Origin of the sequence: Micromonospora sp. D93 (assembly GCF_018070365.1) — a bacterium.
Classification (GTDB): Bacteria; Actinomycetota; Actinomycetes; order Mycobacteriales; family Micromonosporaceae; genus Micromonospora; species Micromonospora ureilytica.
The window spans coordinates 1-25,412 of the sequence record NZ_JAGPXW010000039.1 but is presented as its reverse complement, the minus strand read 5'-3'; the positions used below and the strand labels follow the sequence as shown (position 1 = coordinate 25,412).

The 25,412-nt window shown below is 71.3% G+C and carries 24 protein-coding genes; 12 read left to right on the top strand and 12 right to left on the bottom strand.

The window, feature by feature from the left end:
* Positions 1–43: 43 nt before the first annotated feature.
* Together KBX71_RS30270 and KBX71_RS30265 are read right to left on the bottom strand one after the other, a co-directional pair.
* A complete protein-coding gene (locus KBX71_RS30270) occupies positions 44–358 on the bottom strand; it encodes a transcriptional regulator (RefSeq protein WP_196922256.1) in 315 nt (104 codons plus the stop codon).
* Positions 358–750, bottom strand: coding sequence for a type II toxin-antitoxin system RelE/ParE family toxin (locus tag KBX71_RS30265; RefSeq protein ID WP_210821169.1), 393 nt, complete (start codon positions 748–750; stop codon positions 358–360). The genes KBX71_RS30270 and KBX71_RS30265 overlap by 1 nt, the downstream gene beginning before the upstream one ends.
* Positions 751–1,025: 275 nt before the next feature.
* On the opposite strand from KBX71_RS30265, the gene abc-f reads away from it, so the two are divergent.
* A complete protein-coding gene (gene abc-f, locus KBX71_RS30260) occupies positions 1,026–2,663 on the top strand; it encodes a ribosomal protection-like ABC-F family protein (protein WP_210821168.1) in 1,638 nt (545 codons plus the stop codon).
* Positions 2,664–2,707: 44 nt separating this feature from the next.
* Here abc-f and dnaE read toward each other — a convergent pair whose 3' ends face one another.
* A complete protein-coding gene (gene dnaE / locus KBX71_RS30255) occupies positions 2,708–6,238 on the bottom strand; it encodes a DNA polymerase III subunit alpha (RefSeq protein ID WP_210821167.1) in 3,531 nt (1,176 codons plus the stop codon).
* A gap of 144 nt (positions 6,239–6,382) precedes the next feature.
* On the opposite strand from dnaE, the gene KBX71_RS30250 reads away from it, so the two are divergent.
* The 3 genes from KBX71_RS30250 to KBX71_RS30240 all read left to right on the top strand — a co-directional run bounded on the left by KBX71_RS30250 (position 6,383) and on the right by KBX71_RS30240 (position 8,173).
* The gene (locus tag KBX71_RS30250) at positions 6,383–7,003 is read left to right on the top strand and encodes an L-threonylcarbamoyladenylate synthase (RefSeq protein ID WP_210821166.1); all 621 of its coding nucleotides are present in this window, start codon (positions 6,383–6,385) and stop codon (positions 7,001–7,003) included.
* An 88-nt stretch (positions 7,004–7,091) separates the two neighbouring features.
* Positions 7,092–7,631: an RNA polymerase sigma factor gene (locus tag KBX71_RS30245; RefSeq protein WP_210821165.1), complete on the top strand. Its 540-nt coding sequence runs from the start codon at positions 7,092–7,094 to the stop codon at positions 7,629–7,631.
* Entirely contained in the window at positions 7,628–8,173 is a 546-nt protein-coding gene (locus tag KBX71_RS30240; RefSeq protein WP_210821164.1) for a hypothetical protein, read from the top strand. Before KBX71_RS30245 ends, KBX71_RS30240 begins: the two co-directional genes overlap by 4 nt.
* 17 nt (positions 8,174–8,190) lie before the next feature.
* On the opposite strand, the gene KBX71_RS30235 is transcribed toward KBX71_RS30240, so the two are convergent.
* Complete coding sequence (locus tag KBX71_RS30235; protein WP_210821163.1) at positions 8,191–9,663, bottom strand: serine/threonine-protein kinase; 1,473 nt, start codon at positions 9,661–9,663, stop codon at positions 8,191–8,193.
* 120 nt (positions 9,664–9,783) lie between these two features.
* Here KBX71_RS30235 and KBX71_RS30230 point away from each other — a divergent pair, with 120 nt between their 5' ends.
* From KBX71_RS30230 to KBX71_RS30200, 7 genes are all read left to right on the top strand, one after another.
* The gene (locus KBX71_RS30230) at positions 9,784–10,380 is read left to right on the top strand and encodes a hypothetical protein (RefSeq protein ID WP_210821162.1); all 597 of its coding nucleotides are present in this window, start codon (positions 9,784–9,786) and stop codon (positions 10,378–10,380) included.
* Between the two features lie 130 nt (positions 10,381–10,510).
* The gene (locus KBX71_RS30225) at positions 10,511–10,852 is read left to right on the top strand and encodes a PadR family transcriptional regulator (RefSeq protein WP_124822287.1); all 342 of its coding nucleotides are present in this window, start codon (positions 10,511–10,513) and stop codon (positions 10,850–10,852) included.
* Positions 10,849–11,799, top strand: coding sequence for a permease prefix domain 1-containing protein (locus KBX71_RS30220; RefSeq protein WP_210821161.1), 951 nt, complete (start codon positions 10,849–10,851; stop codon positions 11,797–11,799). The genes KBX71_RS30225 and KBX71_RS30220 overlap by 4 nt, the downstream gene beginning before the upstream one ends.
* Before the next feature lie 122 nt (positions 11,800–11,921).
* Positions 11,922–13,259: a sensor histidine kinase gene (locus tag KBX71_RS30215; RefSeq protein ID WP_210821197.1), complete on the top strand. Its 1,338-nt coding sequence runs from the start codon at positions 11,922–11,924 to the stop codon at positions 13,257–13,259.
* Entirely contained in the window at positions 13,256–13,960 is a 705-nt protein-coding gene (locus KBX71_RS30210) for a response regulator transcription factor (protein WP_124822290.1), read from the top strand. The genes KBX71_RS30215 and KBX71_RS30210 overlap by 4 nt, the downstream gene beginning before the upstream one ends.
* Positions 13,961–14,041: 81 nt before the next feature.
* Positions 14,042–14,935 carry an ABC transporter ATP-binding protein gene (locus tag KBX71_RS30205; RefSeq protein WP_210821160.1) on the top strand — a complete coding sequence of 298 codons (894 nt, stop codon included), beginning with the start codon at positions 14,042–14,044 and terminating at the stop codon, positions 14,933–14,935.
* Positions 14,932–15,993, top strand: a complete 1,062-nt coding sequence (locus KBX71_RS30200; RefSeq protein ID WP_210821159.1) for an ABC transporter permease — start codon at positions 14,932–14,934, stop codon at positions 15,991–15,993. The genes KBX71_RS30205 and KBX71_RS30200 overlap by 4 nt, the downstream gene beginning before the upstream one ends.
* Before the next feature lie 65 nt (positions 15,994–16,058).
* On the opposite strand, the gene KBX71_RS30195 is transcribed toward KBX71_RS30200, so the two are convergent.
* The 8 genes from KBX71_RS30195 to pgsA form a co-directional block, all read right to left on the bottom strand.
* Positions 16,059–16,676 carry a DUF402 domain-containing protein gene (locus KBX71_RS30195; RefSeq protein WP_307847391.1) on the bottom strand — a complete coding sequence of 206 codons (618 nt, stop codon included), beginning with the start codon at positions 16,674–16,676 and terminating at the stop codon, positions 16,059–16,061.
* A gap of 110 nt (positions 16,677–16,786) precedes the next feature.
* Positions 16,787–17,539 (bottom strand): YebC/PmpR family DNA-binding transcriptional regulator, encoded by a 753-nt coding sequence (locus KBX71_RS30190; protein WP_210821157.1) that lies wholly within the window; start codon positions 17,537–17,539, stop codon positions 16,787–16,789.
* A 282-nt stretch (positions 17,540–17,821) separates the two neighbouring features.
* Positions 17,822–18,427 carry a pyridoxal 5'-phosphate synthase glutaminase subunit PdxT gene (gene pdxT, locus KBX71_RS30185; RefSeq protein ID WP_210821156.1) on the bottom strand — a complete coding sequence of 202 codons (606 nt, stop codon included), beginning with the start codon at positions 18,425–18,427 and terminating at the stop codon, positions 17,822–17,824.
* Between the two features lie 127 nt (positions 18,428–18,554).
* Positions 18,555–19,472: a pyridoxal 5'-phosphate synthase lyase subunit PdxS gene (pdxS, locus tag KBX71_RS30180; protein WP_210821155.1), complete on the bottom strand. Its 918-nt coding sequence runs from the start codon at positions 19,470–19,472 to the stop codon at positions 18,555–18,557.
* A gap of 148 nt (positions 19,473–19,620) precedes the next feature.
* Complete coding sequence (locus KBX71_RS30175; RefSeq protein WP_124823307.1) at positions 19,621–20,124, bottom strand: hypothetical protein; 504 nt, start codon at positions 20,122–20,124, stop codon at positions 19,621–19,623.
* 81 nt (positions 20,125–20,205) lie between these two features.
* Positions 20,206–21,366 (bottom strand): glycosyltransferase family 4 protein, encoded by a 1,161-nt coding sequence (locus tag KBX71_RS30170; RefSeq protein WP_210821154.1) that lies wholly within the window; start codon positions 21,364–21,366, stop codon positions 20,206–20,208.
* A 16-nt stretch (positions 21,367–21,382) separates the two neighbouring features.
* Positions 21,383–22,315, bottom strand: coding sequence for a phosphatidylinositol mannoside acyltransferase (locus KBX71_RS30165; RefSeq protein ID WP_210821153.1), 933 nt, complete (start codon positions 22,313–22,315; stop codon positions 21,383–21,385).
* A gap of 43 nt (positions 22,316–22,358) precedes the next feature.
* Positions 22,359–22,988: a phosphatidylinositol phosphate synthase gene (gene pgsA / locus KBX71_RS30160; protein ID WP_210821152.1), complete on the bottom strand. Its 630-nt coding sequence runs from the start codon at positions 22,986–22,988 to the stop codon at positions 22,359–22,361.
* A 249-nt stretch (positions 22,989–23,237) separates the two neighbouring features.
* Between pgsA and KBX71_RS30155 the strand changes: the two genes are divergently transcribed.
* Complete coding sequence (locus KBX71_RS30155) at positions 23,238–25,394, top strand: elongation factor G-like protein EF-G2 (protein ID WP_210821151.1); 2,157 nt, start codon at positions 23,238–23,240, stop codon at positions 25,392–25,394.
* The last annotated feature ends 18 nt before the right edge of the window (positions 25,395–25,412 follow it).

Sequence of the window (25,412 nt, the reverse complement as noted above, 5' to 3'; positions counted from 1 at the left end):
TCGACGAAGGCAAAGGGGCGGGGCGGCCACCACGCCGAGTACGTCAGGCGATCTGACGGAGGTCGTCGCCGTAGTCGAAGATGATCCGCATGCGGGCACCGAGCGCTCGTGCATATCGGCTCAGCGTCGCGACCTCGTTGGCTTCCAGATCACCGTTCTCGATCTGGCTGACCCGGCCGGGCGTGACACCCATCAGCTCGGCCACCTGTCGCTGGGTCAGGCCCAGGCGCTTCCGCTCTTCGGCAAGGTGGAAGGCGCTGATCCACGCCTCGGTACGGGCACGTTCTACGTCGAGCGCTTCATCGTCCCCGTCGTGCAGCTCAGCCCGAATGTCGTTCCAGTCATGGAAGTCGCTCATCAGCCCTCCCTCCGTTTCCTCTCGAAGGCAAGCCAGCCCTCATACGCAATCTCGGCCACTGGAATCGCCTTGTCGTACCATCGATTCCAATCGCCCGCCTTGTTTCCGGCTACCAGCAGCACGGCCTGGGACCAGGGATCGAAGACGAACAACACCCGAACGGCGACGTCCCTTCCGGATCTCGGTCGGAGTTCTTTGAGATTGCTGATGGTCGAACCCCTGAGGGTGTCAACCAGTGGACGCCCCAGGCCCGGACCGCTATCCGCAAGCATGTCGATCGCTACGTTGACGGACCGGTACGTCGCGGGGTCGGCCTCCCGCAGGGATCGCAACCAGTCGCGGACATCCGTTGTCGTCTTGATCGCCCAGCGACGTGGCGGCTCATGAGACATGGAACAACTATAGCCTGAGCTATACGCGGAGCGCTGCGCCCTATTGCGGTGGCGGGGTGGAGATCCGTTGTTAGACTCGGCGGGTTGGGTTAGTGGCACGACCAGGGAGACCAGACATGGTGGGTGACGACGACATCTCCGGGTGAGACCGGATGTGTTCGGCCATCGGTTCGGCGCGCGTAGGCGCAGCCGCCGAGGCCATGTCGTCGTTCCACCGGTTCCCGTTGTCGTCGGGCGGCTGAGGCGCGCCCACCCCACCCTTTGAGGTCACTCGCATGTCTGATGCGTTCATTGTCTGCTCGAACCTGTCCTTCTCCTGGCCGGACGACACACCGGTCTTCTCGGAGCTGTCCTTCACCGTGCCTGGCGGCCGCACCGGCCTGGTCGCGCCCAACGGCGCCGGCAAGAGCACCCTGCTGCGGCTGATCGCCGGGGAGTTGCGGCCCAGCGACGGCGGCGTCACCGTCGACGGTGTGCTCGGCTACCTTCCGCAGACGCTGCCACTGGCCGGTGACCTGAGCGTGGCGCAGGTGCTGGGCGTGGCCGAGCGGATTTCGGCGCTGCACGCCATCGAGGCCGGCGACGCCAGTGAGGAACACTTCGCCACGATCGGCGACGACTGGGACATCGAGGAGCGCACCCGCTCGGAGTTGGACCGGCTCGGCCTGGGTGAGTTGTCGCTCGACCGGCGGCTGCACACCCTCAGCGGCGGTCAGGTGGTCTCCCTCGGCCTGGCTGCGCAACTGCTGCGCCGTCCGGACGTGCTGCTGCTCGACGAGCCGACGAACAACCTGGACGTGGAGGCCCGGCACCAGCTCTACGACGTCCTCACCGACTGGTCCGGGTGCCTGCTGCTGGTCAGCCACGACCGGGAGCTGCTGGACCGGATGGACCGCATCGCCGAGATGGACCAGGGTGAGATCCGCTGGTACGGGGGCAACTTCACCGCGTACACCGAGGCGGTGCAGGCGGCGCGGGAGGTGGCCGAGAGCAACCTGCGCAACGCCGAGCAGGAGGTCAAGCGGGAGAAGCGGGAGATGCAGCAGGCCCGGGAGCGCGCCGACCGGCGGGCCAGCAACGCCTCCAAGAACCTGAAGAACGCCGGCCTGGCCCGGATCGTGGCCGGCGGGCTGAAGCGCAGCGCGCAGGAGTCGGCGGGCAAGGCGCAGGACACGCACGCCGGCCGGCTCGGGCAGGCGAAGGCCCGACTCGACGAGGCGGGGCGGGCGGTACGCGACGAGGACCGGATCACCGTCGACCTGCCGGACACCAGCGTCCCGGGCGGGCGCACGGTCTTCTCCGGCCAGGGGATGCGGGCCCGCTTCGACGACCGGGCCCTGTTCGGCGGCGACGGCGCGGACCTGGTGATCCGCGGGCCGGAACGGATCGCGCTCACCGGGGCGAACGGCGTCGGCAAGTCGACCCTGTTGCGCCTGGTCAACGGTGATCTGGACCCGGCCGGCGGCGAGATCCGGCGGGCCGACGGGCGGATCGCGTACCTGTCGCAGCGGCTGGACCTGCTGGACCTCGACCGCACTGTGGCGGAGAACTTCGCCGCGTACGCACCGAACCTGCCGGACGCCAAGCGGATGAACCTGCTCGCCCGGTTCCTGTTCCGGGGCGCCCGGGTCAACCTGCCGGTCGGGGTGCTGTCGGGTGGCGAGCGGCTGCGCGCGACCCTCGCCTGTGTGCTCTGCGCCGAACCGGCGCCGCAACTCCTGCTGCTCGACGAGCCGACGAACAACCTGGACCTGGTCAGCGTCGGCCAGTTGGAGAGCGCGCTGTCGGCGTACCAGGGGGCGTTCGTGGTGGTCAGCCACGACGAGCGGTTCCTCGCCGAGATCGGCGTGCAGCGCTGGTTGCGGCTGGCCGACGGCCACCTGCGGGAGATCAGCGCCCCCGACCGGGGCTGAGGCCGGCGGTCCGGCCGGCGCGCGCCGGCTGGACCGCGGCCCGCTCAGCTCACGTTGGCCGGGCCGAGGACGCTCTTCAGGTCACCCATCAGCGCTGTCGTCGCCGCCACCCGGAACGGACCCAGCCGCAGGGTGGTGGTGCGCCCGCCGTTCTGCAGTTTGACGTGCACCTCGGTGTCGCCGGGGTGCAGCACCAGGGTTTCCTTGAGCTTCTCCACGAGCGGTGGTGTGCACCTGTGCACCGGGATGGTGAGGGTGACCGGCTTGTTGGTGGCGCTGGTGCTGACGTCCGGCATGGACATGTCCATCGCCATGATCCGAGGGGTGTCGTCGCGACGGTCCACCCGACCCTTGACCACCACGATGGCGTCCTCGGCGATGTACTGCCCGATCACCTCGTAGGTGTTGGGGAAGAACAGCGTCTCCACCCCACCGGCCAGGTCCTCCAGGGTGGCCGACGCCCAGGCCCGGCCCTGCTTGGTGACCCGGCGCTGCACCCCGGACAGGATGCCGGCGAGGGTGACGACTGCGCCGTCGGGCACCGCGCCCTCCTCGGCCAGGGAGGCGATTGTGGTGTCGGCTGCCGCGTTGAGAATGTGCTCCAGGCCGAACAGCGGGTGGTCGGAGACGTACAGGCCGAGCATCTCCCGCTCGAAGGCCAGCTTGTCGCGCTTGTCCCACTCGCTGTCGCCGATGGTGGGCATCACAGTGGTGCTGCCGGTGTCGGCGTCGCCGAAGCCGGCGCCGAACAGGTCGTACTGGCCGACGGCCTCCTTGCGCTTCACGTCGGCGTACGCGTCGATGGCGTCGGCGTGCACCGCCAGCAGCCCCTTGCGGGGGTGGTCGAGGGAGTCGAACGCGCCCGCCTTGATCAGCGATTCGATTGTCTTCTTGTTGCAGACCACCGCGTCCACCTTGGACAGGAAGTCGTAGAAGTCGCCGTACTCGCCCTTCTCCTCCCGGCAACGCATGATCGAGGCGACCACGTTCGCCCCGACGTTGCGCACGGCGGCCAGGCCGAAGCGGATGTCCTTGCCGACCGGGGTGAACGGCCCGGCCGAGGTGTTCACGTCCGGTGGCAGCACCTGGATGCGCATCCGGCGACACTCGGCCAGGTAGAGCGCCATCTTGTCCTTGTCGTCACCGACGGACGTCAACAACCCGGCCATGTACTCGGCCGGATAGTGCGCCTTCAGGTACGCGGTCCAGTAGGAGACCAGGCCGTACGCGGCGGAGTGCGCCTTGTTGAACGCGTACCCGGCGAACGGCACCAGGACGTCCCACACCGCCTGGATCGCCTCGTCGGAGTAGCCGCGCTCGCGGCAGCCGTCCCGGAACGGGATGAACTCCTTGTCGAGGATCTCCTTCTTCTTCTTACCCATGGCCCGGCGCAGCAGGTCCGCCTGACCGAGGGTGTAGCCGGCGAGGATCTGCGCGGCGCGCTGCACCTGCTCCTGGTAGACGATCAGGCCGTGGGTGGGCTCCAGAATCTCCCGCAGCGGCTCCTCCAGCTCCCTGTGGATCGGCGTGATCTCCTGGAGCTTGTTCTTGCGCAGCGCGTAGTTGGTGTGCGAGTCGACGCCCATCGGGCCGGGCCGGTAGAGCGCCAGGACGGCGGAGATGTCCTCGAAGTTGTCCGGCTTCATCAACCGCAGCAGCGACCGCATCGGCCCACCGTCGAGCTGGAACACGCCCAGGGTGTCACCGCGGGCCAGCAGCTCGTACGCGGCCTTGTCGTCGAGCGGCAGGCCCAGCAGGTCGAGCTTCCGGCCGTGGTTCAGCTCGATGTTCTTGACCGCGTCGTCGATGATCGTCAGGTTGCGCAGGCCGAGGAAGTCCATCTTCAGCAGCCCGAGCGACTCGCAGGTCGGGTAGTCGAACTGCGTGATGATCGCCCCGTCGGCGTCGCGGCGCGTCAACGGGATGTGCTCGATGATCGGCTCGGCGGACATGATGACGCCGGCGGCGTGCACACCTGTCTGCCGGATCAGCCCCTCGATGCCCTTGGCCGTGTCGATCACCTTGCGGACGTCGGGGTCGGAGTCGTACAGGCCACGGATCTCGCCGGCCTCGGCGTAGCGGGGGTGCTTGTTGTCGAAGATGCCGGTGAGCGGGATGTCCTTGCCCATCACCGCCGGCGGCATCGCCTTGGTGATCCGGTCACCGACCGCGTAGGGGAAACCGAGGACCCGGGCCGAGTCCTTGATCGCGGCCTTCGCCTTGATCGTGCCGAAGGTGGCGATCTGGGCGACCTTGTCCTCGCCCCACTTGTCCGTGACGTACTTGATCACCTCGCCGCGCCGACGCTCGTCGAAGTCGATGTCGACATCCGGCATCGAGACCCGCTCGGGGTTGAGGAACCGCTCGAAGATCAGCCCGTGCTGGATCGGGTCCAGGTCGGTGATGCCCAGCGCGTACGCGACGAGCGAGCCGGCGGCCGAGCCACGGCCCGGACCCACAGCGATGCCCTGGTTCTTCGCCCACTGGATGAAGTCGGCGACCACCAGGAAGTAGGACGGGAAGCCCATCTGGTTGATGACGCCCAGCTCGTACTCCGCCTGGACGACGTGCCCCTCCGGGATGCCGTTCGGGTAGCGGCGGCCCAGGCCGGCGAAGGTCTCCTTACGGAACCAGGACTCCTCGGTCTCACCCTCGGGCACCGGGAAGCGCGGCATCAGGTTGTGGAACTCGAACATCCCGGTCGGGTCGACCTTCTCGGCGACCAGCAGGGTGTTGCGGCAGCCCTCCTGCCACAGCTCGGACGAGTCCACAGCGCGCATCTGGTCGGCGCTCTTGACGAAGTAGCCGCCGCCCTCGAACCGGAACCGGTTGGGGTCGTCGATGTTGCTGCCGGTCTGCACGCAGAGCAGCACGTCGTGGGCGGTGGCCTGCGCCTCGTGGGTGTAGTGCGAGTCGTTCGTGACGACCGGGGGGATGTCCAGCTTGCGGGCGATCTCGGTGAGCCCCTCGCGGACCCGGCTCTCGATGGAGAGGCCGTGATCCATGATCTCCAGGAAGTAGTTGTCCTTGCCGAAGATGTCCTGGTAGCTGGCGGCGACCTTGAGGGCCTCGTCGAACTGGCCCAGCCGCAGCCGGGTCTGCACCGCGCCGGACGGGCAGCCGGTGGTGGCCATGATCCCCTCGGCGTGCTCGGCGATCAGCTCCATGTCCATCCGGGGCCACTTGACGTAGTGCCCCTCCATGGAGGCGCGCGAGTTGAGGGTGAAGAGGTTCTTCAGCCCCTGCGCGTTCTTCGCCCACATGGTCTTGTGGGTGATCGCGCCGTTACCGGAGATGTCGTCGCTCTTCTGTTCCGGGCGCCCCCACTTGACCCGCGCCTTGTGATAGCGCGACTCCGGTGCCACGTACGCCTCGACGCCCAGGATCGGGGTGATCCCGGCGGCCATCGCCTGGTTGTAGAAGTCGTTCGCGCCGTGCATGTTGCCGTGGTCGGTGATCGCCACAGCGGGCATGCCCAGCCGCTTGGCCTCGGCGAACAGGTCCTTCAGTCGGGCCGCTCCGTCGAGCATCGAATACTCGGTGTGCACGTGCAGATGCGCGAACGAATCAGCCATGCGTGGCGCCCCCCGGCGGTGTGGATCTTGTTGGTCGGAGCCGACCGGGACCTACCCTACCGAGGTGATCTCGGCGGCTCCACCGTCCGCGCCGAGGGTGGCCCTCGTCTCCTGATCGCCCCCGCGTGGGCCTAGGCTCGGAGGATGGCGAGGTACTACGACGTGCACCCGGAGAACCCCCAGCCCCGGATCATCGGCCAGGTCGCCGACCTGATCCGCAGTGGTGGGCTGGTCGCCTACCCGACGGACTCCTGCTACGCGCTCGGCATCCAGCTGGGCAACCAGGACGGGCTGGACCGGATCCGGCAGATCCGCCACCTCGACGACCGGCACCACTTCACGCTCGTCTGCCGGGACTTCGCGCAGCTCGGCCAGTTCGTCCAGATCAGCAACTCGGTCTTCCGTCTGGTCAAGGCGTCCACCCCGGGCAGCTACACCTTCATCCTGCCGGCCACCAAGGAGGTGCCCCGCCGGATGCTGCACCCGAAGAAGCGGACCGTCGGCGTTCGGGTACCCCGGCACACGGTCACCCAGGCGCTGCTGGCCGAGCTGGCCGAGCCGCTGGTGTCCAGCACGCTGGTCCTGCGCGGCGACGAGGAGCCGATGACCCAGGGCTGGGAGATCAAGGAACGGCTCGACCACCAGCTCGACGCGGTGCTCGACGCCGGCGACTGCGGCAAGGAGCCGACGACCGTGATCGACCTGTCCGGGCCCGAGCCGGAGATCCTGCGCCGGGGCGCCGGGGACGTGTCCCGGTTCGAGTAGCGGGTCGGGTGCCGGACCGAACGGGGCCGCAGCGGCGACGCCGGTCGTACGCTCAGGGATCGGCACCGGCGAGCATTGGACACCCGGCATGCCCGACGCGGACGACATCGACGCCCTGGCCCGGTCCGCCGCGCACGGCGACCCGGCCGCGCTGAACGCCCTGCTGGTCGCGGTGCGCCCGGAGGTGCTGCGGCTGTGCGCCCGATTCCTGCCCAGTCGGGAGGACGCCGAGGAAGCCTGCCAGGACACGTTGCTGGCGCTGGCCGCCGGCATCACCCGGTTCGAGGGGCGCTCCTCGTTCCGCACCTGGCTGCACCGGCTGACCGCCAACCGGGCCCGCTCCACGTACCGCACCCTGCGCCGCCGCTGCCGGCTGGAGGCCGGCGGCGTGCCGGTGCCCGACCAGGCCGACCCCCGACGGACCAGCGTCGTCGCGGGCACCCGCCTCGACCTGCTCGACGCCTTCGACTCGGTCCACCCCGACCTCGCCGAGGTGGTCGCCCTGCGCGACGTCCTCGGGCTGAGCTACCCCGAGATCGCCGTTCTGCTCGACGTGCCGCTGGGCACTGTGAAGTCCCGGTTGCACCTGGCCCGCCGGCAGGTCCGGCAACGGCTCGGCGCCGAATGAGCCTGGCGTCGTTCCGCCGGCTCGTCGTCGTCCTCGCGACCGCCCTGGGGGTGGCCGCCTGCGGCGCCGACGCCGTCTCGCCACTGCCCGTCCAACCGCCCGGCCCGACCCGTTCGACGCCGACAGTTCCCGCGGCCTCCTCGATCTCCGCGATCCCCACGCCCACTTGGTCGCCGTCCCGACCGCCGCCGACCAGCGCGCGCCCGGTCGCGGCACCACCCGCACCCACCAGAACCAGGGGTACGCCCCGAACGACTCCCCCGCCGACCGACGCGACACCTGCCTGCCAGGGCGCGGTCCGCTACGACCTCCCGCTCGCCGAGACCGAGATCGAGCTGCTGAAATCGCTCTGCTTCGCCACCGGCGCGGTGCTCCGGATCCAGGGCATCGGGCCCGGCCTGGTCACCGTGGACCGCCCGGAGTTGGTCTCCCAGCAGTACGAGGCCGGGGTGGTGGACATCCGCTTCGTCCGCCCCGGCACCGTCGACGTCACGATCCCCAAGGAGGGCCGGGAGCACACCATCACCGTGGTGGTCCGCTAGGGCGGGTTCGGCCGCACCTACCGCAGGCGTACGCCGGCGAGCAGGGCGTCCACGAAGTCGGGCCCGCTGTCCGCCGGCGGGGCGATCTGCACGTACACCAGGGCGGGTCGGCCGGGGTGCAGGGCGGCCGACTCGACGATCCGCGGCCGACCCCGGTCGCAGCGGTACGCCACCACTGTCCACTCGACGCCGGCCTGCCGGGTGGCACGGGCCGGCGCGGGCGTGCAGTCGCCGTGCGTGCGCTCGGCCAGGAACCCGGCCGGCGTGGCGCGTGCCGCCGTGCTGGCGGAGAGGCCCACGAACGCGCCGGGCAGTCGGGGGTCGGCGGCCCAGCGGCGGGGTTGCGGCGACATCACCAGCGCCGGTTCGGATTCGCCGTCGGCGCCGTACTGACCGGCCCAGGTGGCACCCGTGGCGGACCAGCCGGGCGGCAACGACACGGTCAGCGGCCCGGTCGTGTACGTGCCGCCGACCGGCCGAGCCGACCCGGCGCCCCCCGATTCGGCGCCCACCGCGCCTACCACGGCGACGGCCAGGACCGCGGCCCCGGCCAGCCGCAACCGGTACGGACGGCGGGCCCCCGGCCAGGGTGCCGGCTGTCGCCCCACCCGGCCGCCCCCGCGCGTCGCCCCGACTGGTCGTCCCGCCGGGTCGCTCCCGCCGGTCAGCGCGACGGGCCCCGGGCCGCTCGCGCGGGTCAGCGCGGTTCGCAGGGCGGCGGCGTCGGGGTAGCGGTCCGCCGGGCGGTGGGCGGTGGCCTGGGCGAGCACCGCCGCGACCGCCGGAGGCACGCCGTCGCGGAGTCGGATCTCCGGGGCGCGCCGAGGCGGCTCGGGTCTGGCCGGGCTCGCGCCCGACGGGTCGGCCGCCAGCAACCGGATGCCGAGGCGGCCGAGCCCGTACACGTCGGCGCGGGTGTCGACCACCGCGCCCGGATCGTCCTGCTCGGGGGCCATGTAACCGGGGGTACCGGCGCGGGCGGTCAGCCCGGAGGCGGCGGCGAGCGCCTTGGCGAGGCCGAGGTCGGCGATCAGCACCTGTTCGGCGCCGTCGGGTCCGGCGGAGCGGAACAGGATGTTGCCCGGGGTGAGATCGCGGTGCACGACGCCGTGCCGGTGCAGCACGGCGACCCCGGCGCAGACCTCACCGAGCAGTCGCAGCGCCGCCGCCGCGGGGATCTCGTCAGCGGCCAACCGGTCGCGCAGGCTGCCGCCGTCCGCCCAGGCCAGGACCGCGTACGGCCGGCCGTCGGGCAGCTCACCGACGGCGTGCACCCGGATCAGTCGCTCGTGCTCCAACCGGCGCAGCAACCGGGCCTCGTCGAGGAAGCGTTCCCGGACCCGTAGGTCGTGGCTCCAGTTCTCGGCCAGCACCTTGATCGCCACGTGCGCGTCGAGCGCCCGGTCGTAGCCCAGCCAGACCATCGCGAACGAACCGACGCCCAGCAGTCGCTCGACGGCGTAGGGCCCGATCCGCAGTGGAGCCGTCACGGCGTCACCCCCGGCCGGCGTTTCTCTGCACAGTAGACCGGGCCGGTCGGAATCCCGACGAACCGTTGGCCCTGGCGCGGTGACTAAGAGGGCAGGAGACCCATCACCGAAGGAGCCACCATGAACCGTCCCGCGATCCTCCTCACCACCGCCGCGTTGGCGCTCGGCACCCTCGTCCCGGCGGCCGTCGCCGGTCCGGCGGCGGCGTCGCCGGCCAGCGGCGCCGCGTACGCCTCGGCGTCCGGTCCGCTCGCCGTCGCTGTCGGGCACAGCCACCCGGAAGTGCTCAGCGTTCGTGGCGCCGGCGTGTACCGCATCGGCGCCAGCCTGGCGGCGCTCACCAGGAACGGGCACGTCGGCTGGACCGCGCCGGGTTGCGACGGGGTGGTGCACACCGGCGTGACCGGTTCCTGGGCGGGCGTGCTGCTGCTGGCCTTCCGCGACGGGCGACTGGTGGAGGTCGGTACGGCCACCGCGCCACCGCGCTCTCCCGCCGGCGCCACTGTCGGCATGTCCTTCGACGAGTTGGAGGCGATCTACGGCCGGCGGGGCTCGTTGATCCGCAACGACGCGGGGGACGCCGAGGCGTACCTGGTCCGGGTCGGGTCGCGGGTGGAGCTGTTCACCGGGCACCCGATCCGGCCCGGGGTGGGCTACTTCCAGGTCGGCCCGGCCAGCTTCGTCGAGCGGAACTTCCGCCACGGCGCGGCCTGCTGACTTTTCCCAGGTACGGGGCGTCCGGTGTCGACCGGGCGCCCCCTACGTCGTGTCGGCCCGAACGGAGGTTGGGCGGACACGATGATGTCGCTGTAGACAACACTGTGTGCCACACAGTATGGTGTGACACATGGTTAGCGAGGACGTTCTACGGACGCACCTACAGGAGTTGCGTCGAGGCACCGTCGTGGTGGCCAGCCTGGTCGCGCTGCGCCGACCGGACTACGGCTACGCACTACTGCAACGGCTCACCGACCACGGCTTCCCGGTCGACGCCAACACGCTCTACCCGCTGCTGCGCCGCCTGGAGGACCAGGGGCTGCTGACCAGCGAGTGGAACACCGCGGAGAGCCGACCGCGCAAGTTCTACCGGACCAGCGACGAGGGCGAGTCGATGCTGAGCCGGCTCCTCGACGACCTCGCCGCCGTGCAGACCTCCGTCACCGGGCTGATCCAAGGAGTGGACCGATGAACACCCTGACCGACCGCTACCTCGCCGCCACCCTGCGCTCGGTGCCCACACCGCGCCGGGACGAGATCGCCACCGAGCTGCGGGCCTCCATCGACGACATGATCGAGGGTCGGACCGATGGAGGGCAGGACACCGCCACCGCCGAGCGGGAGGTGCTCACCGAGCTGGGCAACCCCGACGTGCTGGCCGCCCGGTACGCCGACCGCCGGCTGCAGCTCATCGGCCCGACCTACTACCTGCTCTGGCTGCGACTGCTGAAGCTGCTGCTCAGCTTCATCCCGGCGCTCGTCGGCACGATCGTCACAGTGGTCGAGGCGGCCGAAGGAAAGGGTTTCGGGGCCATCGGGCCGGGCATCGTCGCGGCCATGCAGGTGGCCGTGCAGATCACCTTCTGGCTCACCCTGACCTTCGCCATCATCGAGCGCACCCAGACGGCCGTGGACGTGCCGGAGTGGACCGTCGACCAGCTGCCCGACGCGCCGGTGCGACGAGGCATCCCCCTCGCCGACACCATCGCATCCGTGATCATGCTGGTGCTGACCATCGCGTACCTGCCGTTCCAGCACTACCACTCCTGGGTGCGCGGCACCGACGGCGAGAACATCCCGATCCTCGACCCGGCTCTGTGGTCGTTCTGGCTGCCGGCACTGATCGTGGTGCTGGCGCTCAGCGTGATCTTCGAGATCGTCAAGTACCGGATCGACCGCTGGACCTGGGCTCTGTTCGGCATGAAGGCGCTGCTCAACCTGGCCTTCTCGGTGCCGCTGGCATGGCTGGCGCTCTCCGACCGACTGCTCAACCCGGCCCTGGGCGAGCGCCTGAGCTGGGTGGCGGAGGCAGGCAACCGGGACTCCCTCGGCCTGGCCATCGCGGTCGGCGCGGCCGCGGTCGTGGTCTGGGACCTGGTCGACACAGCCCGGAAGGCCCGCCAGCAGACGACCGCATGAGCGACACCAGAGTAGGCGGCCCGGCGCGTACCCCGCGCCGGGCCGCCGCCCGTCGACGCGACCGCGCGGGAACCGGCGTGCCCGGTCGGCGGGCCGGGCGGGCGGCGTGGCATCGTTCCCGGATGACAGTGGCACCGCGACAGGTTTGGCGTCGTCCGGGTCCAACGGCGGAGCAGCGCCGAAACGACCTCTGGATCGGCCTGGGGATGACCGGGCTGGCGTTGGTGAGTCTGACCCTGGCCCGCAGCACCGGGGCGTTCCTGCTGGGCCCACCGCCGTCCGGGCCGGAGCAGCTGCTCTGGACCGTCGCGGTGACCCTGCCGCTGATCTGGCGGCGCCGCTGGCCGACCGCGACCCTGCTGGTCGTCGCTGTGGCGTTCATCGCCGCACAGGCGCGCTCGGCCCCGGAGACCCAGTTCTCCTCCTGGGCCCTGTTCTGCGCCCTCTACACGGTCGGCGCCTGGGGGCGGGACCGTCAGCTGTCCCGCCGGCTGCGGATCGGCGTGATCGCCACGATGTTCGCCTGGCTGGGGGTCTACTACACGGTGATGATCGATCACATTCCCGCGACCGCCTTCGCCGACGCGGTCGGGCCGGTGCCGCCGGTGCTCGCCGCGATGGTCAACGGCGTGCTGCTCAACGTGCTGGTCTTCGGCTTCGCGTACTTCTTCGGCGAGACCGCCTGGGTGGCCGCGCGCCGCGAGCACGAGCTGCGCGCCCAGGCCGAGGACCTGCGCCGGTCGCAGGCCGAGGCCCGGGAACGGGCGGTGCTCGGCGAACGGGTCCGGATCGCCCGGGAGCTGCACGACGTGGTCGCCCACCACGTGTCGGTGATGGGCGTGCAGGCATCCGCCTGCCGCCGGGTGTTCGACCGCGACCCGGGCAAGGCCCGCACGGCGCTGGCCGCCATCGAGCAGAGCGCCCGCACGGCCGTCGACGAGCTGCGTCGGATGCTCGGCGTGCTGCGGACCTCCGCCGGCACCGACGCCGCGCCGCCGGTGGCCGGCGGCGTCGAACGGATCGACGAGCTGGTCGCGCGGGCTCGGGCCGCCGGGCTGACGGCCACCCTCGGGGTGTACGGCGACCCGGTCGCGTTGCCCGACTCGGTCTCCCAGACGGCCTACCGGGTGACGCAGGAGGCGGTGACGAACACCCTGAAGCACGCCGACGCGGCCCTGCTGGACGTGCGGGTCCGGTACCTGGCCCGGGAGGTGGAGGTCGACGTGACCGACGACGGGCGGGGCGGTGGCCGGGCCGACATCGTCGGGTTGGGCCTGATCGGGATGCGCGAACGGGTCACCGCCCACGACGGCGACCTGGAGGTCGGGCCGCGGGCCGGCGGCGGCTGGCGGGTACGCGCCCGCTTCCCCCTCGCGGTGCCGGAAGCCAACACTGTGAGCCCGCAGCGGGAGCCGAGCGACAGGCAGCAGGCGGCAGCTGGCGCGGAGCCTGCGGCATGAGCGCCGCACCAGACGCGGGCCAGCCGGTCCGGGTGCTGCTCGCCGACGACCAGCACCTGGTCCGTACCGGCTTCCGGGTCATCCTCGAGGTGGAGGACGACATCGAGGTGGTCGGTGAGGCCGCCGACGGCGAACGAGCCGTCACCATGACCCGAGCCACGGCCCCCGACGTCGTACTCATGGATGTGGAGATGCCCGGGATGGACGGCCTGGAGGCCACCCGGCAGATCGTCGCCGACGGCCCCGGGGCGCCCGCGGTGCTGATCCTCACGACCTTCGACCGCGACGACTACCTGTTCGCCGCGCTGCGTGCCGGGGCCAGCGGCTTCCTGCTCAAGAACGGCACGCCGGAGGAGCTGATCGAGGCGATCCGGGTGCTGGCCAGGGGCGACGGTCTGCTCGCCCCGGAGATCACCCGCCGGGTGATCTCCACCTTCGCCCGACCCGGCGACCCGACGGGCACCGCTCACCGAGGCCCGGACGCCGATGCCGCGCTGGCCGAACTGACCCCGCGCGAACGGGAGGTGCTGATGCTGCTCGCCGCCGGGTCGAGCAACGCGGAGATCGCCGCGACCATCCACCTGGGGGAGGCGACGGTGAAGACGCACGTGAGTCGCGTACTGGCCAAACTCGGCCTGCGCGACCGGGTGCAGGCCGTGGTGTTCGCGTACGAGAACGGGGTGGTCCGGCCCGGTGGGTGACAGGCGTCCGCCGCGAGGTGGACCAGCCCGCTCACCCGTCGGGCGGACGGCGCGGCGGCGTACGCGATCTAGCGTGGGTGCGTGACCAGAACGCTTCGCCTCGACGGCGTCGACCGCAGCTTCGGCGACCGTCAGGTGCTCAGGAACGTGTCCTTCGAGGTGGCCGCCGGTCGGATGACCGGTTTCGTGGGCGCCAACGGCGCCGGCAAGACCACCACCATGCGCATCATCCTGGGTGTCCTCGCCCCCGACGCCGGCGAGGTGAGCTGGGGCGGCACGACGCTGACCCGGCAGGACCGTCGGCGCTTCGGCTACATGCCGGAGGAGCGGGGCCTCTACCCCAAGATGACCACCCGCGAGCAGGTGACCTACCTGGGCCGGCTGCACGGGTTGGACGGCGCAGCGGCACGGCGTTCCACCGACGCGCTGCTGGACCGGGTCGGGCTCGGTGAGCGCGGCGACGACCTGCTGGAGACGCTGTCGCTGGGCAACCAGCAGCGCGCCCAGATCGCCGCCGCGCTGGTGCACGATCCCGAGGTGCTGGTGCTCGACGAACCGTTCTCCGGCCTCGACCCGCTGGCCGTGGAGACCGTCGTGGCCGTGCTGCGGGAACGGGCCACGGCCGGCGCGCCGGTGCTCTTCTCCAGTCACCAGCTCGACGTCGTGGAGCGCCTCTGCGACGACCTGGTGATCATTGGGGACGGGGTGATCCGGGCCGCCGGCAGCCGGCAGCAGCTGCGCGACTCGTACACCGTGCCCCGCTTCGAGCTTGTCGTGGAACACGACGCCGGCTGGGTACGCGACCACCCCGGGGTGACAGTTGTCGAGCTGGACGGCGCCCGTGTGGTCTTCGACCTGCCGGCCGGCACCGACGAACAGCCCGTGTTGCGGGCGGCCCTCGCGCGTGGTCCGGTCCGCGCCTTCCGCCCGGTCAGCCCCTCGCTCACCGAGATCTTCCGAGAGGTCACCCAGTGAACGTCACCCAGGCCACCCGGCTGGTCGCCGAACGCGAGATCCGGGTCAAGCTCCGCGACCGCACCTTCCTGTTCGGCACGCTGTTCTTCCTGTTGATCGCCGCGGCGGGCACCATCCTGCCGCCGCTGTTCTCCGGCGGGCCGTCCACAGTGGCGGTGACCGAGAGCTTGGCCGCGCCGCTGCGCGCCGCCGGGCTGGAGGTCCGGGTCGTCCCCGACGACCGGGCCGCCGAGCAGGCCGTCCGCGACGACGACGTGGACGCGGCGGTGGTCACCGGACCGGCCGTCCTGGCCATGGACGACGCCCCGGACGACGTGGTGAAGGCCCTGAGCACCCAGCCGACCGTCCGTCTGCTCGACCCGGACGCGGTCGACCCGGTGGTGGCGTTCCTGGTGCCGTTCGTCTTCGCGTTCGTCTTCTTCCTCACCTCGCAGACGTTCGGTGTGCAGATCGCGCAGAGCGTCATCGAGGAGAAGCAGACCCGCATCGTGGAGATCCTGGTCGCCGCCGTGCCGGTCCGGGCCCTGCTGGCCGGGAAGGTGGTGGCCGGGGCGATCCTGGCGTTCGCGCAGATCGCCCTGATCGCGGTGGTGGCGGTGCTCGGGCTGCAGATCGGCGACAGCGGAGGTCTGCTCAGCCTGCTCGCCCCGGCGATCGGCTGGTTCGTGCCGTTCTTCCTGATCGGCTTCGTGCTGCTCGCCGCCATGTGGGCGGCGGCCGGCGCGCTGGCCAACCGGCAGGAGGACATCGCCGCCGTGTCGACGCCGGTGCAGCTCGCCGTCATGCTGCCGTTCTTCGCGGTGATCTTCCTGAACGACAACGCCACAGCGATGCGGGTGCTCTCCTACCTGCCGTTCTCGTCGCCCACGGCCATGCCGCTGCGGCTGTTCACCGGTGACGCGGCCGGGTGGGAACCGATCGTCTCGCTGGTCATCCTCGTGCTCGCCGCCGGCGCGTTCCTCGTCGCCGGCGCCCGGGTGTACGAGGGGTCGCTCCTGCGCACCAACGGTCGGACCTCGCTGCGCACCGCCTGGCGGGAGCGGGAGACCATCGGCTGAGCACGACGGTTCGCCCGCGCGGGCGTCGGTGTCCTGATCGGACGCCGGCGCCCGCCGCGTGCTGCTCAGCGCGCGGGCGGCACCCGGTCCCAGCCGGCGGGCAGCGGGGGCACCGTCCAGGCGGGGTCGGGCCGCCAGGCGGCCCACGCCGGGTCCCACCAGCGCTCACCCCCGTCGAGCAGGGCGGCGATCCGGTCGCCCTCGGCCTGGATGGCGTCCCCCATACCCGGGTAGCGCCCCTCGACGAGGCGCTGGGCGAACATCTCCACGTCCTTCCAGACGTACCGATCGGCGTCCGCGGCCCACCACAGATCCAGCTCGTGATCCAGGGTGTCCACGCCGATCGGCGTCCGCCGCACCGGGTCCTGGAGGTTGAAGTACCAGCCGGCGAAGTCGCGCCCCGGCCCGGTCCAGAACACGTCGATCGAGTGCGCCTCACCGGGGCGTTGCAGCATCAGCTTGCCGTGCCCGGACCAGGAGCGTTGCCCCGCCGCCTCCCACGGGTGCCGCCCGCACGGGAAGACGCCGGTCTCCGGGAAGCCGAACTCGGCCCCCGGTGGGAGGTAGAGGGCGAGCAGGTCAGGCGAATCCTCGACGCAGATCGTCGGGCAGCCGAACCAGACCTCACCCCGTAGCACCTCACGCCGCACCACGGCGTCACCAGTCGAAAACCGCTCCCCCACCAAGCCCTCCAACCCTCACCGCGATCTTGCACTTTCTGTTGACGATATGCCGCGAGCGACCCGGTATGTCGGGTCAGAAAGTGCAAGATCGCGGCGGAGTGGGGGTGGGGTCAGGCGTCTACGGCTGCCATCACGTCGTCGCTGACGTCGAAGTTCGCGTAGACGTTCTGGACGTCGTCGCAGTCCTCCAGGACGTCGATCAGCTTGAAGATCTTGCGCGCGCCCTCTTCGTCCAGCGGCACGTTGACGCTGGGGATCAGGGACGACTCGGCCGACTCGTACTCGATGCCGGCGTCCTGCAACGCCGTCCGCACCGGGATCAGGTCGGTCGGCTCGGAGACCACCTCGTACGCCTCGCCGATGTCGTTGACCTCTTCGGCGCCCGCGTCCAGGACGGCCAGCATCACGTCGTCCTCGCTGGTGCCCTCCTTCGAGACGATCACCACGCCCTTGCGGGAGAACATGTACGACACCGAGCCGGCGTCGGCGAGCGAGCCGCCGTTGCGGGTCAACGCGGTGCGCACCTCGGTCGCCGCCCGGTTGCGGTTGTCGGTGAGGCACTCGATGAGCATGGCCACGCCGCTCGGCCCGTACCCCTCATACATGATCGTCTGCCAGTCGGCACCGCCGGCCTCCAGGCCGGAGCCACGCTTGACGGCGCGGTCGATGTTGTCGTTCGGCACCGAACTCTTCTTCGCCTTCTGGATGGCGTCGAAGAGCGTCGGATTGCCGGTGGGGTCGCCGCCGCCGATCCGTGCGGCCACCTCGACGTTCTTGATCAGCTTGGCGAACATCTTGCCGCGCTTGGCGTCGATGACGGCCTTCTTGTGCTTGGTCGTCGCCCACTTTGAGTGGCCGGACATCTTCTACCTCCGTTGCTACCCGCCGTCTGCATCGACCGCACCGCTCACGCCCCGCTCCCGCCGGCGCACGCGGAGGTGCCGGTCAGCTCTGGTGGAAGCCGTGGCGGGCAGATGGCCCTGCCGAATCTCCGCAATCCTACCGACGTCCCCCAGGTCCCTGTCATGCACCGCGCGCGGCAGTACCGCCCGGCCCCGACGGACCAGGGCAGACGGGACAAAAACCCTGGACGACGTCACGACCGCGGCGAGCATCATGGACAGCCCGGCGCGGTCGCCCGTCGCTCAGCAGGCAGAGCGGACCAGGTCCACGAAGTACGCGTGCACCCGCAGGTCACCCGTGAGCTCCGGATGGAACGAGGTGGCCACCAGGTTGCCCTGTCGGACCGCCACGATCCGGTCGGCAGCCGGGCCGCCGGCCACCACCCCGATGACCTCGACACCGGGGCCGACCCGCTCGACCCACGGCGCACGGATGAACACCGCGTGGAACGGCTCCCCCAGCACACCGGCGACGGTCACCGGCGCCTCGAACGAGTCGACCTGCCGGCCGAAGGCGTTGCGCCGGACGGTCATGTCGATGCCGGCGAAACCCCGCTGATCGGGTCGGCCGTCGAGCACCTCGGTCGCCAGCATGATCATCCCGGCGCAGGAGCCGTAGACCGGCATGCCGTCGGCGATCCGCTTCTCGATCGGCTCGCGCATCTCGAAGATGTCGGCGAGCTTGCTGATTGTGGTGGATTCGCCGCCCGGGATGACCAGGCCGTCAACCGCGGCCAGCTCCGCCGGACGGCGGACCGGGCGGCCGTCCGCGCCCGCCGCGGCCAGCGCCGCCACGTGCTCGCGGACGTCGCCCTGAAGGGCGAGCACACCGATCACGGGTACGCCCACGTTTCGCTCACCAACCCTTCTTTCGCTCGCGACTGCGGGGCTCGCAAGAGCGGCTCACTCCTCGCGCTCACCAACCCTTCTTTCGCTCGCGACTGCGGGGCTCGCAAGAGCGGCTCACTCCTCGCGCTCACCAACCGCGCTCGGCCAGGCGGTGCGGCTGCGGGATCTCGTCGACGTTGATGCCGACCATCGCCTCGCCGAGACCCCGGGAGACCTTGGCCAGCACGTCCGGGTCGTCGTGGAAGGTGGTGGCCTTGACGATGGCGGCGGCCCGCTGAGCCGGGTTGCCCGCCTTGAAGATGCCGGAACCGACGAAGACACCCTCCGCGCCGAGTTGCATCATCATCGCCGCGTCCGCCGGAGTGGCGATCCCACCCGCGGTGAACAGCACCACCGGCAGCTTGCCGCTCTCGGCGACCTCCTTGACCAGCTCGTACGGGGCCTGCAGCTCCTTGGCCGCGACGTACAGCTCGTCGGCCGGCAGGGAGGAGAGCCGGCTGATCTCCTGGCGGATCTTCCGCATGTGGGTGGTGGCGTTGGAGACGTCACCGGTGCCCGCCTCGCCCTTGGAGCGGATCATCGCCGCGCCCTCGGTGATCCGGCGCAGCGCCTCGCCCAGGTTCGTCGCGCCACAGACGAAGGGCACTGTGAACGCCCACTTGTCGATGTGGTTCGCGTAGTCGGCCGGGGTCAGCACCTCGGACTCGTCGACGTAGTCCACGCCGAGCGACTGGAGGATCCGTGCCTCCACGAAGTGACCGATGCGGGCCTTGGCCATCACCGGGATGGAGACCGCCTCGATGATCCCGTCGATCATGTCGGGGTCGCTCATCCGGGACACCCCGCCCTGCGCGCGGATGTCGGCGGGCACCCGCTCCAGGGCCATCACCGCGACGGCGCCGGCGTCCTCAGCGATCTTGGCCTGTTCGGCGTTGACGACATCCATGATCACGCCGCCCTTGAGCATCTCGGCCATGCCGCGCTTCACGCGGGCGGTGCCGACGACGGGGGCGGTACCGGCGTTCGAGACGGTGTTTTCGGGCACGGGTCATCGCTCCTTGGACGTGCTCTGGGGGTGGCAGCGAAATGCTACGCGCGGTTCAACGCCGTTCCGACAGCCAATCAGACCCCCGGTGGCCTGCACTGTGGCAGTGGTCACCGGCCCGACGTGGAGCCACGGCGACCGTCGGAGATCAGGCGGCGGGGACGTCCGCCGGGACGACGAGGGTCGGGTCGTCGATGTCGAAGTAACGCGGCCACTGCCGGCCACGCCCCATCCGCAACAGCCGCACCAGCGGCCGGCTGCGCGCCGAACGGGCGTCCCGGACCAGGTCGGTGTGCACCTGCCGGGACAACGCGAGCCGACGGCTGGCGGCGATGACCGCAGCGCAGCTCGGATCGTTCGGGTCCAACTGGACGCTCCGCAACTGCCGGGTGAGGTCGTTCTCCGCCGCCTCCCGCTCGTCCGGGCTGGCGTCCAGGGCGATCCGGGCCGCCGCGTACAGCTCGACCCCGAAACGCCGCTCAGCCAGGACCGCGGCTGCCGCCGCGCGGCGCAGCAGGTGGGCGTCGAGGGCCCGGGCCGCCAGCTCCGCCCGGCCCTGCAGCCGCTCGACCCGGCCGGCGGTCCAGATGAGGTACGCCGCGACCAGCCCCACGACCACGCTTCCGGCCACCACCCACCACATGTGCGGCATCGTAGTGCTGCTCCGTTTCGTCCGATTGGGCACGGCCGGACCGGTCCCGCCGGTCACCACCGCACCATCCGTCACACCGGCTCAGCCCAGCCCCACCCATTCCTGGTCGATGACCCGCCCGTCGGTTGCCTCGATCGCCGCTGCGTATACCTCCAGAACGCGCCGAGCAACCACCGGCCAGTCGAAATTCGCGACCACCTGATCGCCGCAGGCACTCAGCGTGGCCCGCCCGGCCGGGTCGTCCAGCAGCTCACTCAGCACGTCACGCAGCCCCACCGGGTCGCCCGTGGGGAAGAGGCGACCGGCCCGCCCACCGTCGAGGACCCGCCGGAAGGCGTCCAGGTCACTGGCGACCACGGTCGTACCCGCCGCGAGGGCCTCGGTGAGGATCATTCCGAACGACTCACCGCCGGTGTTCGGTGCGACGTAGAGGTGCGCGCTGCGCAGCATCCGCGCCTTGTCCGCTTCGCTGACCAGGCCGAGGAACGTGATCCGCTCGTGCAGTTCGGCGGGGAACTGGTCGTACAGGTCGTCGGGGTCACCCGGGCCGGCGACGAGCAACCGCAGACCGGGCCGGGTGGCGGCCAACGCCACGAACGCGTCGCGCAGCACCGGGAAGCCCTTGCGAGCCTCAGTGAACCGGCCCAGGAAGCCGAGCGTGCCGCCGGTGCCGGCCGCGCACTCCCCCGGCCAGCCCGGCAACGGCTCGGCGTCGGCGAACTTGGCCACCGCCACCCCGTTGGGGATCTCCACCGCGCCGCCGTCCATGTGCTCGACCTGCACCTTGCGGGCCAGCGCGCTCACCGCGATCCGGGCCGTGATCCGCTCCAACACGATCTGGAGCACACCCTGCGCGGCGGCGAGGACCCGCGAACGGGTCATCGCGGTGTGGAACGTGGCCACCACCGGGCCACGGGCGGACAGCACGGCCAGCAGGGACAGGCTCAGCGTGAGCGGCTCGTGCACGTGCAGCACGTCGAAGTCGCCGTTGGTGATCCACCGCCGCACCCGGGCGGTCGACACCGGGCCGAACGCGATCCGGGCCACCGAACCGTTGTACGGCAGCGGAACGGCCCGCCCGGCGGACACCACGTACTCCGGCAGCGGTGAATCCTCGTCGGCAGGCGCGAGCACGCTGACCTCGTGGCCCAGCGCGATCAGCGCCTCGGCGAGGTCCATGACGTGGTTCTGCACCCCACCGGGCACGTCGAAGGAGTACGGGCACACGATGCCGATCCGCATGCGTCAGCCCACCTCCTCAGGCCTGGCCGGGGGCCGACGAGGACCGCGCCGCGCCCTCCCCTGACCTCGCCTGGTCCAGCCACATCCGCTGCAACATGTGCCAGTCTTCCGGATGTTGGGCGATACCCGCCGCCAGACGGTCGGCGATCAGCTGGGTCAGCGACCGGACCCGCTGGTCCAGCGGCCCCACCTCGGGCCCCGGCACCGGCAACGGACCAGCCAGCGACGCACAGGCGGCGTCCGGTTCGTACCACAGCGAGGCCACGTAGAGCGGCGCACCGGTGTGCAGCGCGAGCAACGCCGGCCCGGCGGGCATCCGGGTCTTCCCACCGAAGAAGTCCACCTCAACCCCCCGGGCGGAGAGGTCCCGGTCGGCCAGCAACGGCACCACCGCGCCGGCCCGCAGCCGGTCCAGCAACACGTCGAACGCCGGACGCGGCCCCCCGTGGGTGGGCAGGATCTCCATCCCCAGACTCGCCCGGAAAGCCAGGAAACGCTTGTACACGCCCTCCGGCTTGAGCCGCTCCATGACCGTGGTGATCGGCCAACCGGTGGCAGCCACCCAGGCGCCGGCGGCATCCCAGTTGCCGGCGTGCGGCAGCGCCACCACCGCGCCCCGTCCGGCGGCCACGTCGGCGGCGAGCAGCTCGGCGCCGTCGAGCCGGAAAGCGGACAGGATCTGCGACCGGCTCAGAGCGGGCAGCCGGAACGCCTCCATCCAGTACCTGGCGTAGGAGCGCAACCCGCGCTTGACGAGATCGTCCAACTCGGCGTCGGGCAGCTCCGGGCCCACAACCCGGCGCAGGTTCGCGCGCAGTCGGGCCGTACCCCCGCCACCGGCGCGGTGGGCGCGGTCCGCGCCCGCCCGGAACGCCGCCGCCACCAACGGCCGGGGTAGCGCGCGGACCACCCGCCACCCGGCCACGTAGCCCAGCTCGGTGAGGTTCACGCGACTCGGCCGCCGGTCTTCCGACGGGTCGCCGGCACGCCCCTCACGCCTGGCCGTCCGGCTGGAGCTGCTGGGCCTGGCGGTAGACGTGCGCCATCCGCTGCCCCACCGTGAAGATCGACACGGCGGCGAGCAGCCAGAGCGCGATCTCCAGGGCCGGATCGACGCCGACGCCGGTGAGGATCCCGCCGACCCCGACGATCAGCAGCCGCTCGGTGCGCTCGGCGATGCCCACGTTGCAGGTCATGCCGAGCCCTTCGGCACGAGCCTTCACGTAGGAGACCAGGCTGCCGGCGGCCAGGCAGACCAACGCGGCGGCCACCCCGGAGTAGTTGCTCTGCGTAGCCAGCCAGTACGCGACCGCGCCGAAGACGGCGCTGTCGGCGACCCGGTCCATGCTTGAGTCGAGGAACGCCCCGAACCTGGTGGAGCCACCGCTCATCCGGGCCATCGTCCCGTCGAGCAGGTCGGTGAGCGCGAACAGGGTGACGATCAACGCGCCCGCGACCAGGTGGCCGCGAGCACCGAAGCCGAGCGCGCCGACGAGCACACCAACGGTGCCCGCGACGGTGACGGCATTGGGGGTGACGCCCGCGCGCAGCAGGGCGCGGGCAATCGGCTCGACGACGCGGGTCATCCCCGCGCGGGCCGACACTTGGAAGATCTTCGCCATGGCGGTCCCCACGATAACGGTCCGCCCAGCTCCGGCGATACGGACGGTACCGCCGACCCGCCCGGGAGAGGCTTGTGCCTACCCGGCAACGGGTGTGAGATCGAGCCGGGAGGTGAGCCAGCTCACCCGTCCACCCGTCCCGTTCCCGCTGTGCAGCAGACCACCGGAGGATGACGCCGCGCACTCGCCCCGGGCCGCTACCCGTCGCGCGGCGGTCGCCACCACCACCGGCTGAGGGAGGTGCGCCCCATGGCGCAGAAGAGTCACGACAAAGGTTCCACCGGCGGCACGCCGGTGGTGACCGAACCCGAGCGCGTTCGCAACGTGGTGCTCGTCGGGCACTCCGGGGCGGGCAAGACCACACTGGTCGAGGCCCTGCTCGCGGCGACCGGCACGATCGGCCGCGCCGGCGCCGTGGCCGACGGCACCACTGTCGGCGACCACGACCCGGCCGCCGTACGCCAGCAGCGCTCCGTCAGCCTGTCCTGCGCGCCGCTGCTGCACAACGGCATCAAGGTCAACCTCCTGGACACCCCGGGGTACGCCGACTTCGTCGGCGAGCTGCGCGCCGGGCTGCGGGCCGCCGACGCCGCGCTCTTCGTGGTGTCCGCCGCGGGCGGCATGGACGCTGCCACCGTCGCGCTGTGGGAGGAGTGCGCCGCCGTCGACATGCCCCGCGCGGTCGCGGTGGCCCGACTGGACCAGCCCCGCGCCGACGTCGACGAGGCGGTGGCGCTCTGCCAACGCCTCTTCGGCGACAACGTGATGCCGCTCTACCTGCCGATGCTCGGCGACGACGGGGTCTCCACCGAAGGTCTGCTCGGCCTGATCACCCGTCGGGTCTTCGACTACAGCGCCGGGCTGCCCGCCGACGTGCGCGATCCCGACCCGGAGCACCAGCGGGCCATCGACGAGTCCCGCGACGAGCTGATCGAGGGGATCATCGCCGAGAGCGAGGACGAGACCCTCATGGACCGCTACCTCGACGGCGAGGAGATCAGCGACGAGGTGCTCATCGACGACCTGGAGAAGGCCGTCGCCCGGGGTCACTTCTACCCGGTCGTGCCGGTCTGCGCCCAGACCGGTGTCGGGCTGGACGTGCTGCTGGAGGTGCTGACCGCCGCGTTCCCGTCGCCACTGGAGCACGAGCTGCCGGCGGTGACCGGCGTGGACGGCTCGCCGCGTCCACCGCTGAGCTGCGACCCGGCCGGGCCACTCGTCGCCGAGGTCGTCAAGACCACCGTCGACCGCCACGTCGGTCGGGTCTCCCTGGTCCGGGTCTTCTCCGGCACGTTGCGCCCCGACCAGACCGTGCACGTCTCCGGGCACGGCATGGCCGAACGCGGGCACCCCGACCACGACGCCGACGAGCGGGTCGGCCACATCTACACCCCGCTCGGCGCCACAGTGCGTGAGGTGTCGCTCTGCGTGGCCGGCGACATCTGCGCGATCACCAAATCGGGCAGCGCCGAGACCGGCGACACCATCTCGACAGCTGACGACCCGCTGCTGATCGCCCCCTGGGAGATGCCGGAGCCGCTGCTGCCGGTGGCGATCGTCGCCCGTAGCCGCGCCGACGAGGACGCCCTGGCCCGCAACCTCTCCCGCCTCGTCGCCGGCGACCCCACGCTGCGGCTGGAGCGCAACCCGGAGACCCACCAACTGGTGCTCTGGTGCATGGGCGAGGCACACGCCGACGTGGTGCTCGACCGGCTGCGCGCCGGGGGCGTCGAGCTGGACACCGAGCCGGTCAAGGTGTCGCTGCGCGAGACGCTGACCGTGCCCGCGAAGGGGCACGGCCGCCACGTCAAGCAGTCCGGCGGCCACGGCCAGTACGCGGTCTGCGACATCGAGGTCGAGCCGCTGCCCCGCGGCAGTGGCTTCGAGTTCGTCGACCGGGTCGTCGGCGGGGCGGTGCCGCACAACTACGTCCCGTCCGTGGAGAAGGGCGTCCGCGCCCAACTGGAGCGCGGGCTGGTCGCCGGTCACCCGGTGGTGGACCTGCGGGTGACAGTGGTCGACGGCAAGTCGCACAGCGTCGACTCCTCCGACGCGGCCTTCCAGACCGCCGGCGCGTTGGCGCTGCGCGACGCCGCCGAGCGTGGCCAGCCGGCCCTCCTGGAGCCGATCGACGAGGTCACCATCCGGGTTCCGGACGGTTCGGTGGGCACGGTGATGGGCGACCTGTCCGGCCGACGCGGCCGGGTGCTCGGCACCGAACCGGACCCGGACACCGAGGGCCGCACCCTCGTCCGCGCCGAAGTGCCGGCCACCGAACTGCTGCGGTACGCCGTCGAGCTGCGCTCCATGACGGCCGGCACCGGTACCTTCCGCCGCCACTTCGTCCGCCACGACCCCATGCCCGCCCACCTGGCCGACCAGACCCGCAAAGAACAACTCCCCTAACCCCGCCCCGCCCCCGCC